This window comes from Vogesella indigofera (assembly GCF_003633895.1).
In the GTDB taxonomy this organism is placed as follows: domain Bacteria; phylum Pseudomonadota; class Gammaproteobacteria; order Burkholderiales; family Chromobacteriaceae; genus Vogesella; species Vogesella indigofera.
On sequence record NZ_RBID01000014.1, the window covers coordinates 195,287 to 208,295 of the forward strand.

Sequence of the window (13,009 nt, forward strand, 5' to 3'; positions counted from 1 at the left end):
ATCGTGGACTACGACGCTTACCGCAGCTATCACGCTGTCAACCTGGAATCGCAAACCGCCACCGCCTCGCCGGTGCAGCTGGTGCTGGTGCTGTTTGACGGCCTGCTGGAAGAGCTGGCGCGGGCGCGTGGCCACCTGGAGCAGCAGCGCTACGAGCAGAAGGGCGACAGCATCAGCAAGTGCATCAACATCCTGGGTGGCCTGTCCAGCGCGCTGGACAGCGACCACGGCGGCGAGGTGGTGACCAATCTGGCGCGGCTGTACGACTACTGCGTGTTCCGCCTCTACCACGCCAGCATCGAGCTGGATCTGGCGGCGCTGGACGAGGTGGTGCAGCTGCTGAACACGCTGAAGGGCGGCTGGATGGGCGTACAGGAACAGCATGCCGCGCTTTGACGTCACCGCCTTCGGCCAGCAGCTGCAGCAGGCGGTGGCCAGCCGCGACTGGGACGCGCTGCAGCGCCTCGACCGCGAACTGGCCGCAGCGCTGCCGCAGTCGCCAAGGCTGCGCCCGGACGAGGTGGCGCAGCTGCAGCAGTTCTACCAGGCGCTGCTGTGCGAGATCGGCAGCGCGCTGCAGCAATCGGAACAGGACATGGCGCGCTGCCTGCAGCAGCGCGAGCAGAGTCTTGCCTACGCCCACGTCAGCGAATTTGCGGAACAACCATGAACAGCACTCTTTTGGCGCCTGCCGCCCCCGTTTCTGCCAGCGCCCCCGCGACCGCGGTGGTGGCCGCGGCCTTGCCGTTTGCCGCTGCCGGCAGCAGCGGCCCGTCGCTGTTTGCGCTGCTGATGGGCGGCCTGCCGGCCACCGACGGCGAACCCGCGCCCGACACGGCTGCGCCCGAGGTGGCGACGGCCGCTGCGCCGGCGCCGCTTGCGGCCACCGCGTTGCCATTCGGCCCGCTGCCATTGCCGGCGGCGAGCACACCGGCACCGGCTACCGACACGGCGGCCACGCTGGGCGGCGCTAGCGCCGGGCCGGCGCCTGTCGCCGGCTTGCCGCCGCTGGGTACGGAACCGGCTGCGCCGGTCGCACTTGCCCCGCTGGCGCGTGGCGCGGCACCGGCCGTGGCATTGGCGGCAACGGCATTACCGGTCATGGTGGGCAATCTGCTTGCGGCCAACGTTGGCCGCAACGGCGGCACGAGCAGCGACAGCAATACCCCGCCCGCAGGCAGCAGCGGCGAGGCGGCCGCGCCGCTTGCGACCGACGCGGCGGCCAGTACGCCACTGCCGGCCGAACCGCGGTTGCTGGCTGGTGGCGTGCCCGCGTTGCCAGTACCGGCGCACGAACTGGGTAAGCCACCGGCGGCCGCGGCGGCGCTGCCGGAGTGGGCGCCGCTACCGGTCGATGACGGCAGCGCGGGCGCTCAGGGCGGTGCCTTGCACCAGCTGCTGGCGCAGCGGCTGGCGGTACAGTCCAGCCACGGCATCGACCGCGCGCTGATCCGCCTCGACCCGCCGTCGTTCGGCTCGCTGGAAATCGCGCTGCGGCACGAGGGTGGCCACCTGACGGTACAGCTGACCGCCAGCAACGGCGACATGGCGCGCCAGCTGCAGGGCATCGGCGAGCTGCTGCGCCAGGAGCTGGGCAACCGCCAGTTCCAGTCGGTGCAGCTGGAGGTGCGCCACGGCGCCGGTGACGGCCACGGTGGACAGCAACAGGGGCGGCGCGAGCCGGAGCAGCAGGCGAGCCCGGGGCGCGCGCTGCAGCTGGCGGCAGAAGATGACGGATTTGGCCTGGCAGGTTATCAGGCAGGAGCAGAGGCATGAAAAGCAAAACGGTGGTGATTTTCCTGGTCAGCATGCTGCTGACGCTGTTGCTGGGCGGGGGTGGCACCTACTGGTGGCTGCAGCAGCAGGGCGGCGCGGCCCTGAGCAGCCCGCTGCGCGAGCCGGTGGCCACGGAGGCGGCGGAGCCGGCGACGCCGAAGCGCTACCTCACCCTCGACAAGATCATCGTGATGCTGCGCGAGGCGGGGCAGGACGAGCTGCACTACATGTCGATCGACCTGGTGTTCCGTACCGACAACGAGCAGCAGGCGCAGGTGAAGGAACAGCTGCCGCTGCTGAAGAGCATCGCGGTACGCGCGCTGTCGCAGCTGACGCGCACGCAGGCGGCGGCGATGAGCGTGGACGAATTCCAGGCCCTGCTGCTGCAGCACTACAGCGCGGCCTACCGCAAGGACCAGCAGCCGCAGCCGTTCAGCGACGTGATGGTCAGCAAGCTGATCGTCGAGTAAGCGATGAGCGCGGCCTACGCCTTGTTCGAGACGCCGGCGCTGGACGAGGGCGCCATCATCGCCCGCCATGCGCCGCTGGTGAAGCGCGCGGTACGGCAGCTGTCGTCGCAGGTCGGCGCGGTGCTGGAGCGCGAGGACATGGAGCAGGTCGGCCTGCTGGCGCTGCTGGAGGCGGCGCGGCGTTACGGCGAGCCGGACGAGCAGTTCACCGGCTTTGCCATGCTACGCATCCGCGGCGCGATTCTCGACGAATTGCGGCGCCTGGACTGGCGGCCGCGCAGCGTGCGCCAGGATGCGCACCGCCTGCGCGACGGCTGGCGCGCGCTGACGCGGCAGCTGGGGCGCGAGCCGTCGGAGCGTGAGGCGGCCGCGGCGCTGGGCATTGGCCTGGACGAGGTGCAGGCGCTGCTGCTGGCGGAAAACGCCGAGGCGATGCACAGCTTTGACGAGATCGTCGCCAACGGCGGCGATGTCGGCGACGAGCGCGTGCCGGAGCAGCAGATGCAGCTGCGCATCGCGCTGGCGTCGGCACTGCAGCACCTGGCGCCGCGCGAGCAGCAGGTGATCCAGCTGTACTACGAGCACGAGCTGAGCCTGAAGGAAATCGCGCTGGTGCTGGAGCTGACCGAGGCGCGGGTGTGCCAGATCAACAAGGCGGCACTGAAGAAGATGAAAAACTGCCTGGCGGCAGCGCCCGACTGAGGGGCAGCGCCGGGTCTTGCTTAACAGGGAAGGATCAACATGCAGCTCATCCTGGGCATCGGCATCGTGCTGGTGTGTGTATTTGGCGGCTTCATGCTGCATGGCGGCTCGATGGCGGTGATCTGGCAGCCGGTGGAGCTGCTGATCATCTGCGGCGCGGCGCTGGGGGCTCTGGTGCTGGGCAACCCCAAGCACGTGCTGGTGGAGATGCTGGGCCAGATCAGGCGTATCGTGATGCGCAAGAAACATGGCGCCGAATTCCAGCGCCAGCTGCTGCTGCTGATGTACGAGCTGCTGATCACCGCCAGCCAGGGGCTGAAGGCGCTGGACGAGCACGTGGAATCGCCACGGCAGAGCCCGCTGTTCAACCGCTACCCGCTGGTGCTGCAGCAGCCGAAACTGCTGGCCTTCATCGTCGACAACTTCCGGCTGATGGCGATGGGCAAGATCAACGCCCACGAGCTGGAAGGCGTGCTGGACCAGGAGATCGACGCCATCCACGAGGAGCTGAACCAGCCGTCGAAATCGCTGCACAAGATCGGCGAGGCGATGCCCGGCTTCGGCATCCTGGCGGCGGTGCTCGGCATCGTGATGGCGATGAACAGCGTCAGCGAGGGCGCCAGCGCCGGCGAGATCAGCCAGAAGGTGGCGGCGGCGATGGTGGGCACCTTCATCGGCATTTTCTTCTGCTACGGCGTGCTCGACCCCTTGAGCAACGTGATGCACCAGCAGGTGAAGGAAGAACTGTCCAACTTCGAATCGGTGAAGGTGGTGCTGACCACCCACGCCGCCGGCAAGCCGCCGCTCTTGGCGATCGACGCCGGCCGCCGCCTGGTGCAGCTCAATACCAAGCCCAGCTTTTCGCAGCTGGAGTCGTGGATCAATGCGCTGGAAGGCGTGTGAGGCATAGCGCGCAATGAGTGCACTGAAACACCGCGAGCAGCACGAGGGCACGGTCATCAAGAAGGTGGCGCGGCGCGAGGAGGACGGCGGCCACGGTGGTGCGTGGAAGGTGGCGTTTGCCGACTTCGTGCTGGCGCTGATGTGCCTGTTCCTGGTGCTGTGGGTGCTGGCGGCGCGCGAACAGGAAAACCTGGAACAGCTGCTGCGCGACGGGGGCGGCAAGCCGACCGCGGAAGGCACCAACTACCGCATCGAGCACCAGGGCACGCCGCCGGGCAGCCTGATCCCGCGCGAACTGGTGCCGGGGCTGAGCAGCACGCAGCCGAGCGCGGACAGCCGGCTGAAGACCACCGGCTTCCCGACGGTGCTGGACGGCGACGGCCGCCGCGTGCGGCAGAAGCTGGAATCGCCGGCGGCGCTGAACCAGCTGGCGCAGATGCTGGCGTCGATGTCGAAACAGGCCGGGCTGGAGAGCAACCTGCAGCTGGTGGTGACGCCGCAGGGGCTGCGCGTGATGCTGCACGACACCGAGCGCGAGGGCATGTTCGAGCGCGGCAGCGCCATCATCAACCGCCGCTTCAAGGGCCTGCTGCAGGAGATGGGGCAGCTGCTGTCCTCGCTCGACAACCAGCTGCTGGTGATCGGCCACACCGACTCCATGCAGTACCGCAGCGCCGGCAATACCGCGCTGTCGAACTGGAGCCTGTCCGCCAACCGCGCGATGAGCGCGCGGCTGCATCTGCTCGATGGCGGCCTGCGCAAGGAGAGCGTGCTGCAGGTGGTGGGCATGGCCGACCGCGCGCCGCTGGACAAGCGGCAACCGACCGCGGCGCACAACCGCCGCATCGAGCTGCTGGTGCTGACACCGGCGCAGGCGGACAGCATCAGTGCCATGTTCGGCTCGCCGCAAGCGGCGGGTGCCGCCGAAAAACGCAGCGAAATCAGCGTGACGCCCAACCCCGATCTGGACATGCTGCGCGCCAAGATGAACAACCCAGGCTGACGACGCAAGCCCTTGTTGCAGCAAGAAAAAACCCGGCCCCGTGCCGGGTTTATTTATTGCGGCTAACACATTGTCGTGGCGCGATCGCGGCATTTATCGAGATTGTAAACATTGTGTATCTAATTGACGGGTTGATTGGTAATATTTACAATCAAATCACAATATCAAAAACGACCCCGCCGGAAGATCCCGGCCGGGAACGCAACCCCGTAATGCACACTGTAGGAAGAAGTGAAGAAATGAACCTGGACGATATCAAGGCGCAGTTGGCCGCAACCGATTTTTTTGCCGACCAGCCCCCCGTGGTTTTGGACAGAGTGATCGACCATGCCATTTCCCTGCGCGTGCGCAAGGGCGAGTACGTGTTCCAGGAAGGGCAGACCGTGTCCGCCATCTACCTGGTGGTCAGCGGCCGCCTGCAGGCGCACGTCTCCGATAGCGCCAATCGCAAGTACGTGCTGATGTTCAACAACCCCGGCGAGCTGATGGGCGAGGTGTCCTACCTTGACGGCGGCCCCTGTGCCTGGAGCGCGATGGCGGAGGAGGACTGCCTGCTGTTCAAGTTCAACCGCAACGACCTGATCAGCATTTTCGGCACCGCCGACGGCCTGCCCAGCGACACGGTGCGCAACCAGATCCTGATGCGGCTGGCCGGCATGGTGCGCCGCATCTCGGCGTCGGCCAAAAGCCTGGCGCTGCTCGATGTCTACGGTCGCATCCGCCTGCTGTTCAATGACTACACCGTGACCCGTGACGGCGTGATGCAGCTGCAAAAAACCTTTACCCAGCAGGAAATCGCCGATCTGATCGGCTCCTCGCGCGAGATGGTGGCGCGCATCCTCAAGGAGCTGGTGTTCGGCCGCTACATCATCATGGAAAACCGCCGCATCGTGCTGCTGAAGATGCTGCCGGAGAACTTCTGAGCCGGCGCCGGCGCCGATTTAAGTTTTCCGCCGCGACGGTCGTCCTTTACTGGATAACCGTCTTATTTCCTGTCCGAGGCCGACATGCGCATCACCCCACTCCGTCCCGAACTGCGTGACAACGCGATCCAGTCCGACCGCAGCCAGGCGCCGGCCGCCAGCGGCAAGGCCGCGGTCGCGCCGCTGCCGGCTGCCCAGCCACTGAGCCAGGCAGCCGGCGTGCTGCAGGCGCTGCCGGAGGTCGACCTCGACAAGGTGGCCGCGGTGCGTGCCGCGCTGGCGCGCGGCGAAATCAGCCTCGACGCAAACAAGCTGGCGGCCACCATCGCCGCCTATCACCGGGGCTGAGCATGACGGCGAAGGCGCAGTGGCGACAGTTGCTGCAGGACATCCACAGCGATCTGGACGATTACCGGCAGCTGCAGCTGGCGCTGGAGCAGCAGTTTTCCGCCGCGCTGGGGCACGACGCGGCGGCGCTGTCCTGCTACGCCGATCGCATCGGCCAGCTGGTGACGCAGCTGCAGCAACGCCGCCTGCGCCGCGAACAGCTGGCGCGGGCGCTGCTGGCCGGCAACGTTGGCCGCAAGCCGTCGCTGATGGCGCTGTTCGCGCTGCTGCCGGAGCCGGCACGCCAGCGCTGCCAGCAACAGTGGCAGGCGCTGCAGGCGCTGGCGGCCGACTGCAAGCAGCTCAACGAGCGCAACGGCCAGCTGCTGCTCAACCAGCACGAGTGCTACCAGCGCGTCCTGTTCGGCGAAAGCGATACCTATGCTGCACCCTGATTTCCGTATCAACTCCCCGGTCATGACGCCCTCCGCCAGCAGCATCGCGCCGGCGGCGGACGGCGGCCAGTTCGCCGCCGTGTTCCGCGACACGCGGCAGGAGATCGTGGCGCTGATCGACCAGGGCTTTCCGGCCGGCGACGAGGCGCTGACGCCGCAAGGGCTGCTGCTGCGGCAGCGGGCGCAGGCGGCCGCGGCGCCGCTGGCGGTGGATGGCAGTCATCTTGACGCGCAGCAGCAGGCGTTTCTCGGCGACATCCTGCCGCACGCGCAGAAGGCGGCGCGCGCGCTGGGGGTGTCGCCCGACATCATCGCCGCGCACGCGGCACTGGAATCCGGCTGGGGGCAGGCGCCGCTGCGCCGTGCCGACGGCTCCAGCAGTCACAACCTGTTCGGCATCAAGGCCGGCCAGGGCTGGCGCGGCGAGCGCATCGCCGCGCTGACCACCGAACACCAGGACGGGGTGGACGTGAAGCAGGTGGCGCCGTTCCGCGCCTACGCCGACTACGACGGCGCCTTTGCCGACTACGTCAGCCTGCTGTCGTCGTCGCCGCGCTTCAAGGCGGTGCAGGGCGTGGGCAGCGATGCCGCCGCCTTTGCCGCGGTGCTGGCCCGCGGCGGTTACGCCACCGATCCTGCCTACGCCAGCAAGCTGCAGCAGACCGTCAGCCGCCTGCGCGGCCCGGCCTGAACCCGGCTCGCCGCCGCGATGGCGGCGGCGTGGCAATGCCGGCCGCGTTGCCGGCCTTGCGTATTACTGGCTGATTTCCGGGCTGACCACGCCGCTATCGATGACGCGGGCGCGGATGACCTTGCCGCTGTTGCCGTTCTTCACCCGTACCCACTCGTCCTTGCCGGCGGTTTCCAGCGCCGTGCCCGCCACCTCGACGCGGATACCTTCCTGTTCGGCGACGATCGCCACCGCCATGCCGCGTTTCACCAGCGGCGCCGTTTCCAGCAGCAGGCCGCGCAGCGGCGTGCCCTGGCGGATTTGCGTCTTGCTGCGCAGGCCGTCCAGCGCCGCGTCCGCAGCCAGCAGCGGCTGCGGGCTGCGCAGCAGCACGCGCTGCTCGCTGACGTCGGCCGTGCTCAGCGCCTGGCCGGGGGCGATGTCCCTGGTCGCGGCCAGTGCCAGGCCGCTGACTTCGGCGCGGAACAGGTAGCCGATCTCGCCCGCGCCCTGGCAGCGCACCCGTACCCGCACGCGGCCAAGCTGGCTGTCGCTGCCGATCTCGGCCACGGGCTTGCCGAGGCAGCTGCCCGGCGCCAGGCGGGCGGGCAGCGCCTGCAGCCTTACTTGCGGTGCGCGCAGGCCGCTGGCGGCGGCCTGTTGCAGCAGCCATTGCTGCGCGCTCTGCTGCGCCAGCTCGGCCGCTGTGGCGGCCAGCGCGGCCGGCGACAGCAGGCTGCCGGCGCTGGCCAGCAGCAGGCCTGCCGTGCGCCACAGCGCGGCAGGCGGGCGGTTTGTGAATATTGCCATTGGCTCGGTCTTGGTAATTATTACGTGTACTTGCGGCAGGACGATTAATTAGTATCGCCTTATAACTGGTGGCCGGATTGTCAATCATTGCCACCATATCCATCTTAAGAGAACCGCAAGAGGTGTGGCAATGGGCTTCAGTCTGAGTCAGGCGCTGAGCGTGCATCCGGAGGCGCTGAAACTGCGTGCCGAGCGTACCAAGGTACTGGCATCCAATATCGCCAACGAAAGCACCCCCGGCTACCAGGCGCGGGATTTCGATTTCCGCAGCGCCCTTGCCGAATCCGACACCGGCGGCGGCCTGCTGCTGCAAACCGACGGTGGCGAGCTGGCGTACCGCACGCCCAATCATCCGTCGCGGGACGGCAATACCGTGGAGCTGGGCGTGGAGCAGGCCGAGTTCGCGCAGAACGTCGCCGATTTCCAGGTCAGCCTGACTTTTCTCAACATGAAATACAAGGGGCTGGCAAAAGTGATTGCCGGGCAATAAACCATGTCCTTCCGAGATATTTCCCGTATCGCCGGCTCGGCGATGACCGCGCAGACGGTGCGCCTCAATACCGTGGCCAGCAACCTGGCCAACGCCGATTCCGCCGCCGGCTCCGAGGCCGCCGCCTTTCGTGGCCGCAAGCCGGTATTCGCCAGCCAGATGCAGGGCAGCGGCGAGTGGCAGGGCGTCGGCGTGCGCGTGCTGGACGTGGTGAAAAGCGACAAGCCGGTGCGCAAGGTGAACGATCCGTCCAATCCGCTGGCCGACCAGGACGGCAACGTCTACTTCGGCAACGTCAACGCGGTGGAAGAGATGACCGACATGATGGCCGCCTCGCGCGCGTTCCAGACCAACGTCGAGGTGATGGCGCGGGTGAAGGTGATGCAGCAGGACCTGCTGAAACTGGGAGAAGGCTGATGGCCATCGACGCAAGCGCGCTCAACCAGCGCAGCCAGAACGGCAGCAGCACGCAGGCCACCGCGGTGGCCGGCCAGCAGCTGGGCGCCGATGGCGACATGTTCATGACGCTGCTGATGGCGCAGATCAAGAACCAGAACCCGCTGGAGCCGACCGACCCGGCGCAGTTCGTCAGCCAGCTGGTGCAGATGAACCAGATGCAGAGCACGCTGGGCATGCTGTCGGAGCTGAAAAGCAATGCGCTGATGATGCGCGAGCTGCAGGGCCTGGCGCTGGGCGAGCAGGTCGGCAAGCAGGTGCTGGTGCAGACCGACCAGCTGCTGCTGGACGGCAAGCCGGTCGGCGGCCGCATCACGCTGGACGGCAGCGACGAGGTGCAGCTGCAGCTCACCGGCGCCGATGGCAGCAGCAAGCTGATCACGCTGGGGCGACAGGCCGCCGGCGAATTTGCCTTCACGCTGGACCCGGCCGCCCACGGCCTGCCGGCCGGCCAGTACCAGGCGCAGGTGATCACCGCCGCCAAGTCTGCCGCGCGGCTGGAGTTTGCCGCCGAGGTGCAGGCGGTGCGGCTGCCGGTGCAGGGCGGCGAACCGATTCTTTCCCTTGCCGGGCTGGGTGAGTACCCGGCGTCGTCGATCACCCGACTGTTGGGGGCTGCCAGCAGCACCTCGTCTACCAGGAGCTAACTCAGCATGAGTTTCGAAATCGCGCTTTCCGGCATCAACGCCGTCAATAGCCAGCTTGGCAACATCAGCAACAACATCGCCAACTCCGGGACCTACGGCTTCAAGTCCAGCCGCGACAACTTCGCCTCGATGTACGCCGGCAGCCAGGCCACCGGCGTCGAGGTCGGCTCCACCACCCAGAACATCGGCCGCGGCGGCAGCGTGGTCGCCACCGGCCGTGCGCTGGACGCGGCGATCCAGGGCGGCGGCTTCTTCGTTACCAAGGACAACAACGGCAGCGTTGCCTACACCCGCGTCGGCATCTTCAATACCGACAAGGACGGCGTGCTGGTCGATGCCTTCGGCCGCAAGGTGCAGGGCTATGCCGCGGTAGAGGGCGCACCGGCGGGGACGCTGGGCGCACTGGGCGACATCCAGGTGCCGACCGGCCAGGTCGCGGCCAAGGCCAGCAGCACGCTGGCGTACAGCGGCAACCTGTCCTCCGGCTGGGTAGCGCCGGCGGTGGCGTTCGACAAGGACAATCCGGCCACCTTCAACGGCTCCAGCGTGTCGACGGTGTTCGATTCGCTGGGCCAGAAGCACAGCGTCACGCAGTACTTCGTGAAGACCAATCCCAACGAAGTGACCGTGCACTACGCGATGAACGGCGCGCTGCTGCCGACCACCGCGGTGATGACCTTCGGCACCGACGGCCCGCTGACCGCCCCGGCGGCCCCGGTGGCGCTGCCGCTGGGCACCCCGGCCGGCGCCGCGGCGCTGAGCGTCAACGTCGACTACAGCGGCACCTCGCAGTTTGCCGGCGAGACCACCTCGGCGGTGAACAGCAGCGACGGCTACGCCGCCGGCACCCGTACCGGTCTGCGGCTGGAAGAGGACGGCACCGTCACCGCCACCTACAGCAACGGCGAGAAACGCGCCGTCGGCACCATCGCGCTGGCGACCTTCCCCAACGAGAACGGCCTGGTGGCGGTGTCCGATACCAGCTGGACCGAATCCGGCGCCTCCGGCACCGCGCTGCTGTCGGCGCCGGGCAGCGGCAACGTCGGCACGCTGGCGGTCAACGCGCTGGAACAATCCAACGTCGACCTTACCGCCGAGCTGGTCAACCTGATGACCGCGCAGCGCAACTACCAGGCCAACACCAAGGTGATCTCCACCGAGAACCAGGTGATCCAGGCCCTGATGCAGGCCGTCTGAGCATGGATGCGCTGATCTACACCATCATGAGCGGTGCCAACCGCACCCTCAAGGCGCAGCAGGTGCGCGCCAACAACCTGGCCAACGCCGACACCCCCGGCTTTCGCGCCGACATCGAGGTCGCCAGCAGCCAGGTGGTGCCCGGCTACGGCTACGACGCGCGCCACATGACGGTACTGCAGCCCAGCGCGGTGTCGGTGAAGCAGGGCGTGATCGCGCAGACCGGCCGCGAGCTGGACGTGGCGATCCAGGGCGAGGGCTTCTTCACCGTCGCCACCGCCACCGGCGAGGCCTACACCCGGGGCGGCCAGTTCGATGTTGCCGCCGACGGCACGCTGATGCTGGGCGGCCGCCAGGTGCTGGGCGACGGCGGCGCCATCGTGCTGCCGGAACACCGCCAGGTGCAGGTAGCCGCCGACGGTACGGTGTCGGTGCTGCCGCCGGGCTCGGAAGCGATGCAGGCGGTCGGCCGTCTCAAGCTGGTGAAACCGGCGCCGGAAGAGCTGAGCAAGACCAGCGACGGCCTGATCGTCAGCCGGCTGGAGCCAACGTTGGCCGCAGACGACACGGTACGGGTGCAGGGCGGCCATCTGGAGCGCAGCAACGTATCGGCGGTGGAAGAGATGATTGCCTCGATGACGCTGAACCGCAGCTTCGAGATGCAGTTGAAGATGTTCAATGCCGCCAATGACATGGTCGAGGCCGGCAACCGCCTGGTGCGCGGCTGACAGGAGAAACCACCATGAATCCAGCACTGTGGATCAGCAAGACCGGCATCCAGGCGCAGGACGCGCGCCTGGGCGCCATCGCCAACAACCTCGCCAACGCCAATACCGTCGGCTTCAAGCGCGACCGCATGGTGTTCGAAGACCTGTTCTACCAGGTGGAACGCCAGCCCGGCGCGCAGGTGGACGACAACAACCTGTCGCCGTCCGGCGTGCAGCTGGGCAACGGCACCCGCCTGGTCGGCACCCAGAAGATCTTTACCACCGGCAGCATCAACACCACCGGCCAGGCGCTGGACGTGGCCATCGTCGGCCAGGGCTTTTTGCAGGTGCAGATGGCCAACGGCGAAACCGGCTACACCCGCGCCGGCCAGCTGCAGGTCAACGCCGAGGGCCGCCTGGTCAACGCGCAGGGCCTGCCGCTGCTGCCGGCGATCACGCTGCCGGCGGACACCACCGCGGTCAACATCAGCGACAGCGGCATGGTGTCGGTGACGCTGTCCGGCGGCACCGCCACCACCGAGGTCGGGCAGCTGACGCTGGCCAACTTCGTCAACCCCACCGGCCTGTTGGCGCTGGGCGACAACCTGTTCCAGCAGACCACCGCCAGCGGCGAGGCGGTGGTCGGCAACCCCGGCAGCGACGCGCTGGGCAAGCTGCGCCAGCGCGCGCTGGAAGGCTCCAACGTGCAGGTGGTGGAAGAAATGGTGGACATGATCGCCGCGCAGCGCACCTACGAGATGAACACCAAGGTGCTGTCCGCCGCCGACAACATGATGCAGAACCTGGCGCAGGCGGTGCGATGAAGGCGCTGCTGCCGCTGTTGCTGCTGCTGTCGGCCTGCGCGCAGCTGCCGCTGGCACAGGACAGCGCGGAGCTGCCGCTGCCGCCGGTACCGGAGGTGGCGGCGCGGGGCGTGGCCGGCGGCGTGTTCAATCCGGCCGCCGGCTGGTCGCTGCTGTCCGACCGGCGCGCCTTTCGCAGCGGCGACGTGCTGACGGTGCTGCTGGAAGAAACCACCCAGGCCAGCAAGAGCGCCGGCACCAGCTTCGACAAGCAGTCCGGCGTCAGCATCACGCCGTCCATCATCGGCACCCGCGAGTTCGACACCCGGGTCGGCATCTCCGCCGGCCGCGAGTTTGACGGCAACGCCAGCTCATCGCAGCAGAACAGCCTGTCCGGTGCGCTGACCGTGGTGGTGCAGCAGGTGCTGCCCAACGGCCTGCTGCTGATCAAGGGCGAGAAGCAGCTGACGCTGAACCAGGGCGAGGAATTCCTGCGTCTGGCCGGCTACGTGCGCAGCGACGACATCGACGCGCGCAACCGCGTGTCCTCGCTGCGCATCGCCAATGCCCGCATCGCCTATTCCGGCCGCGGCGCGCTCAGCGACGCCAACGCCCCCGGCTGGCTGACGCGCTTCTTTACCAGTCCGTGGATGCCGTTCTAAGAGAAATC

20 protein-coding genes are annotated in these 13,009 nt (G+C 67.8%); 18 read left to right on the top strand and 2 right to left on the bottom strand.

Annotated features, from left to right (window positions below; all coding sequences use genetic code 11):
* Positions 1-3 precede the first annotated feature (3 nt).
* Both fliS and C8E02_RS09075 read left to right on the top strand, forming a co-directional pair.
* On the top strand, positions 4-396 hold the full coding sequence (gene fliS, locus C8E02_RS09070; RefSeq protein ID WP_047968392.1) for a flagellar export chaperone FliS: 393 nt from the start codon (positions 4-6) through the stop codon (positions 394-396).
* Complete coding sequence (locus tag C8E02_RS09075; RefSeq protein WP_120810520.1) at positions 383-670, top strand: hypothetical protein; 288 nt, start codon at positions 383-385, stop codon at positions 668-670. Before fliS ends, C8E02_RS09075 begins: the two co-directional genes overlap by 14 nt.
* Here the strand turns inward: C8E02_RS09075 and C8E02_RS17430 are convergent.
* Positions 645-1,103 (bottom strand): hypothetical protein, encoded by a 459-nt coding sequence (locus tag C8E02_RS17430; protein WP_170152132.1) that lies wholly within the window; start codon positions 1,101-1,103, stop codon positions 645-647. The genes C8E02_RS09075 and C8E02_RS17430 overlap by 26 nt on opposite strands.
* On the opposite strand from C8E02_RS17430, the gene C8E02_RS17435 reads away from it, so the two are divergent.
* The 9 genes from C8E02_RS17435 (at position 1,102) to C8E02_RS09120 (ending at position 7,250) form a co-directional block, all read left to right on the top strand.
* Complete coding sequence (locus C8E02_RS17435) at positions 1,102-1,776, top strand: flagellar hook-length control protein FliK (protein WP_170152133.1); 675 nt, start codon at positions 1,102-1,104, stop codon at positions 1,774-1,776. The two genes, C8E02_RS17430 and C8E02_RS17435, sit on opposite strands and share 2 nt — an antisense overlap.
* The gene (locus tag C8E02_RS09085; protein WP_047966891.1) at positions 1,773-2,246 is read left to right on the top strand and encodes a flagellar basal body-associated FliL family protein; all 474 of its coding nucleotides are present in this window, start codon (positions 1,773-1,775) and stop codon (positions 2,244-2,246) included. Before C8E02_RS17435 ends, C8E02_RS09085 begins: the two co-directional genes overlap by 4 nt.
* 3 nt (positions 2,247-2,249) lie before the next feature.
* The gene (locus C8E02_RS09090) at positions 2,250-2,948 is read left to right on the top strand and encodes a FliA/WhiG family RNA polymerase sigma factor (protein ID WP_120810522.1); all 699 of its coding nucleotides are present in this window, start codon (positions 2,250-2,252) and stop codon (positions 2,946-2,948) included.
* Between the two features lie 39 nt (positions 2,949-2,987).
* A complete protein-coding gene (gene motA / locus C8E02_RS09095; protein ID WP_047966889.1) occupies positions 2,988-3,851 on the top strand; it encodes a flagellar motor stator protein MotA in 864 nt (287 codons plus the stop codon).
* Positions 3,852-3,864: 13 nt separating this feature from the next.
* Positions 3,865-4,854, top strand: a complete 990-nt coding sequence (locus tag C8E02_RS09100; protein ID WP_120810523.1) for a flagellar motor protein MotB — start codon at positions 3,865-3,867, stop codon at positions 4,852-4,854.
* A 239-nt stretch (positions 4,855-5,093) separates the two neighbouring features.
* Complete coding sequence (locus tag C8E02_RS09105; RefSeq protein WP_120810524.1) at positions 5,094-5,777, top strand: Crp/Fnr family transcriptional regulator; 684 nt, start codon at positions 5,094-5,096, stop codon at positions 5,775-5,777.
* Positions 5,778-5,861: 84 nt separating this feature from the next.
* Positions 5,862-6,125: a flagellar biosynthesis anti-sigma factor FlgM gene (flgM, locus tag C8E02_RS09110; RefSeq protein WP_120810525.1), complete on the top strand. Its 264-nt coding sequence runs from the start codon at positions 5,862-5,864 to the stop codon at positions 6,123-6,125.
* Between the two features lie 2 nt (positions 6,126-6,127).
* Positions 6,128-6,559: a flagellar export chaperone FlgN gene (gene flgN / locus C8E02_RS09115; protein WP_120810526.1), complete on the top strand. Its 432-nt coding sequence runs from the start codon at positions 6,128-6,130 to the stop codon at positions 6,557-6,559.
* Positions 6,546-7,250 carry a glucosaminidase domain-containing protein gene (locus C8E02_RS09120; protein ID WP_120810527.1) on the top strand — a complete coding sequence of 235 codons (705 nt, stop codon included), beginning with the start codon at positions 6,546-6,548 and terminating at the stop codon, positions 7,248-7,250. The genes flgN and C8E02_RS09120 overlap by 14 nt, the downstream gene beginning before the upstream one ends.
* Positions 7,251-7,313: 63 nt before the next feature.
* Here the strand turns inward: C8E02_RS09120 and flgA are convergent, their stop codons facing one another.
* Positions 7,314-8,039 carry a flagellar basal body P-ring formation chaperone FlgA gene (gene flgA, locus C8E02_RS09125; protein ID WP_120810528.1) on the bottom strand — a complete coding sequence of 242 codons (726 nt, stop codon included), beginning with the start codon at positions 8,037-8,039 and terminating at the stop codon, positions 7,314-7,316.
* Between the two features lie 130 nt (positions 8,040-8,169).
* Between flgA and flgB the strand changes: the two genes are divergently transcribed.
* Genes flgB through flgH form a run of 7 tightly spaced genes read left to right on the top strand, consistent with a single transcriptional unit; the run spans position 8,170 to position 13,001 of the window.
* Complete coding sequence (gene flgB / locus C8E02_RS09130; RefSeq protein WP_047966882.1) at positions 8,170-8,529, top strand: flagellar basal body rod protein FlgB; 360 nt, start codon at positions 8,170-8,172, stop codon at positions 8,527-8,529.
* 3 nt (positions 8,530-8,532) lie between these two features.
* Positions 8,533-8,946 (top strand): flagellar basal body rod protein FlgC, encoded by a 414-nt coding sequence (gene flgC, locus C8E02_RS09135; protein WP_047966881.1) that lies wholly within the window; start codon positions 8,533-8,535, stop codon positions 8,944-8,946.
* Entirely contained in the window at positions 8,946-9,632 is a 687-nt protein-coding gene (locus C8E02_RS09140; protein ID WP_120810529.1) for a flagellar hook capping FlgD N-terminal domain-containing protein, read from the top strand. Before flgC ends, C8E02_RS09140 begins: the two co-directional genes overlap by 1 nt.
* Positions 9,633-9,638: 6 nt before the next feature.
* Complete coding sequence (locus C8E02_RS09145; protein WP_120810530.1) at positions 9,639-10,829, top strand: flagellar hook protein FlgE; 1,191 nt, start codon at positions 9,639-9,641, stop codon at positions 10,827-10,829.
* Between the two features lie 2 nt (positions 10,830-10,831).
* Complete coding sequence (locus C8E02_RS09150) at positions 10,832-11,557, top strand: flagellar basal body rod protein FlgF (protein WP_120810531.1); 726 nt, start codon at positions 10,832-10,834, stop codon at positions 11,555-11,557.
* A 14-nt stretch (positions 11,558-11,571) separates the two neighbouring features.
* Positions 11,572-12,360, top strand: coding sequence for a flagellar basal-body rod protein FlgG (gene flgG / locus C8E02_RS09155; protein WP_120810532.1), 789 nt, complete (start codon positions 11,572-11,574; stop codon positions 12,358-12,360).
* Complete coding sequence (flgH, locus tag C8E02_RS09160; RefSeq protein ID WP_120810533.1) at positions 12,357-13,001, top strand: flagellar basal body L-ring protein FlgH; 645 nt, start codon at positions 12,357-12,359, stop codon at positions 12,999-13,001. The genes flgG and flgH overlap by 4 nt, the downstream gene beginning before the upstream one ends.
* Positions 13,002-13,009: the final 8 nt, after the last annotated feature.

Coding starts and splice junctions, on each gene's coding strand:
- C8E02_RS09075 (WP_120810520.1), top strand. CDS start 383: ATGCCGCGCTTTGACGTCACCGCCTTCGGCCAGCAGCTGCAGCAGGCG.
- C8E02_RS17435 (WP_170152133.1), top strand. CDS start 1,102: ATGGTGGGCAATCTGCTTGCGGCCAACGTTGGCCGCAACGGCGGCACG.
- C8E02_RS17430 (WP_170152132.1), bottom strand. CDS start 1,103: ATGACCGGTAATGCCGTTGCCGCCAATGCCACGGCCGGTGCCGCGCCA.
- C8E02_RS09085 (WP_047966891.1), top strand. CDS start 1,773: ATGAAAAGCAAAACGGTGGTGATTTTCCTGGTCAGCATGCTGCTGACG.
- C8E02_RS09090 (WP_120810522.1), top strand. CDS start 2,250: ATGAGCGCGGCCTACGCCTTGTTCGAGACGCCGGCGCTGGACGAGGGC.
- motA (WP_047966889.1), top strand. CDS start 2,988: ATGCAGCTCATCCTGGGCATCGGCATCGTGCTGGTGTGTGTATTTGGC.
- C8E02_RS09100 (WP_120810523.1), top strand. CDS start 3,865: ATGAGTGCACTGAAACACCGCGAGCAGCACGAGGGCACGGTCATCAAG.
- C8E02_RS09105 (WP_120810524.1), top strand. CDS start 5,094: ATGAACCTGGACGATATCAAGGCGCAGTTGGCCGCAACCGATTTTTTT.
- flgM (WP_120810525.1), top strand. CDS start 5,862: ATGCGCATCACCCCACTCCGTCCCGAACTGCGTGACAACGCGATCCAG.
- flgN (WP_120810526.1), top strand. CDS start 6,128: ATGACGGCGAAGGCGCAGTGGCGACAGTTGCTGCAGGACATCCACAGC.
- C8E02_RS09120 (WP_120810527.1), top strand. CDS start 6,546: ATGCTGCACCCTGATTTCCGTATCAACTCCCCGGTCATGACGCCCTCC.
- flgA (WP_120810528.1), bottom strand. CDS start 8,039: ATGGCAATATTCACAAACCGCCCGCCTGCCGCGCTGTGGCGCACGGCA.
- flgB (WP_047966882.1), top strand. CDS start 8,170: ATGGGCTTCAGTCTGAGTCAGGCGCTGAGCGTGCATCCGGAGGCGCTG.
- flgC (WP_047966881.1), top strand. CDS start 8,533: ATGTCCTTCCGAGATATTTCCCGTATCGCCGGCTCGGCGATGACCGCG.
- C8E02_RS09140 (WP_120810529.1), top strand. CDS start 8,946: ATGGCCATCGACGCAAGCGCGCTCAACCAGCGCAGCCAGAACGGCAGC.
- C8E02_RS09145 (WP_120810530.1), top strand. CDS start 9,639: ATGAGTTTCGAAATCGCGCTTTCCGGCATCAACGCCGTCAATAGCCAG.
- C8E02_RS09150 (WP_120810531.1), top strand. CDS start 10,832: ATGGATGCGCTGATCTACACCATCATGAGCGGTGCCAACCGCACCCTC.
- flgG (WP_120810532.1), top strand. CDS start 11,572: ATGAATCCAGCACTGTGGATCAGCAAGACCGGCATCCAGGCGCAGGAC.
- flgH (WP_120810533.1), top strand. CDS start 12,357: ATGAAGGCGCTGCTGCCGCTGTTGCTGCTGCTGTCGGCCTGCGCGCAG.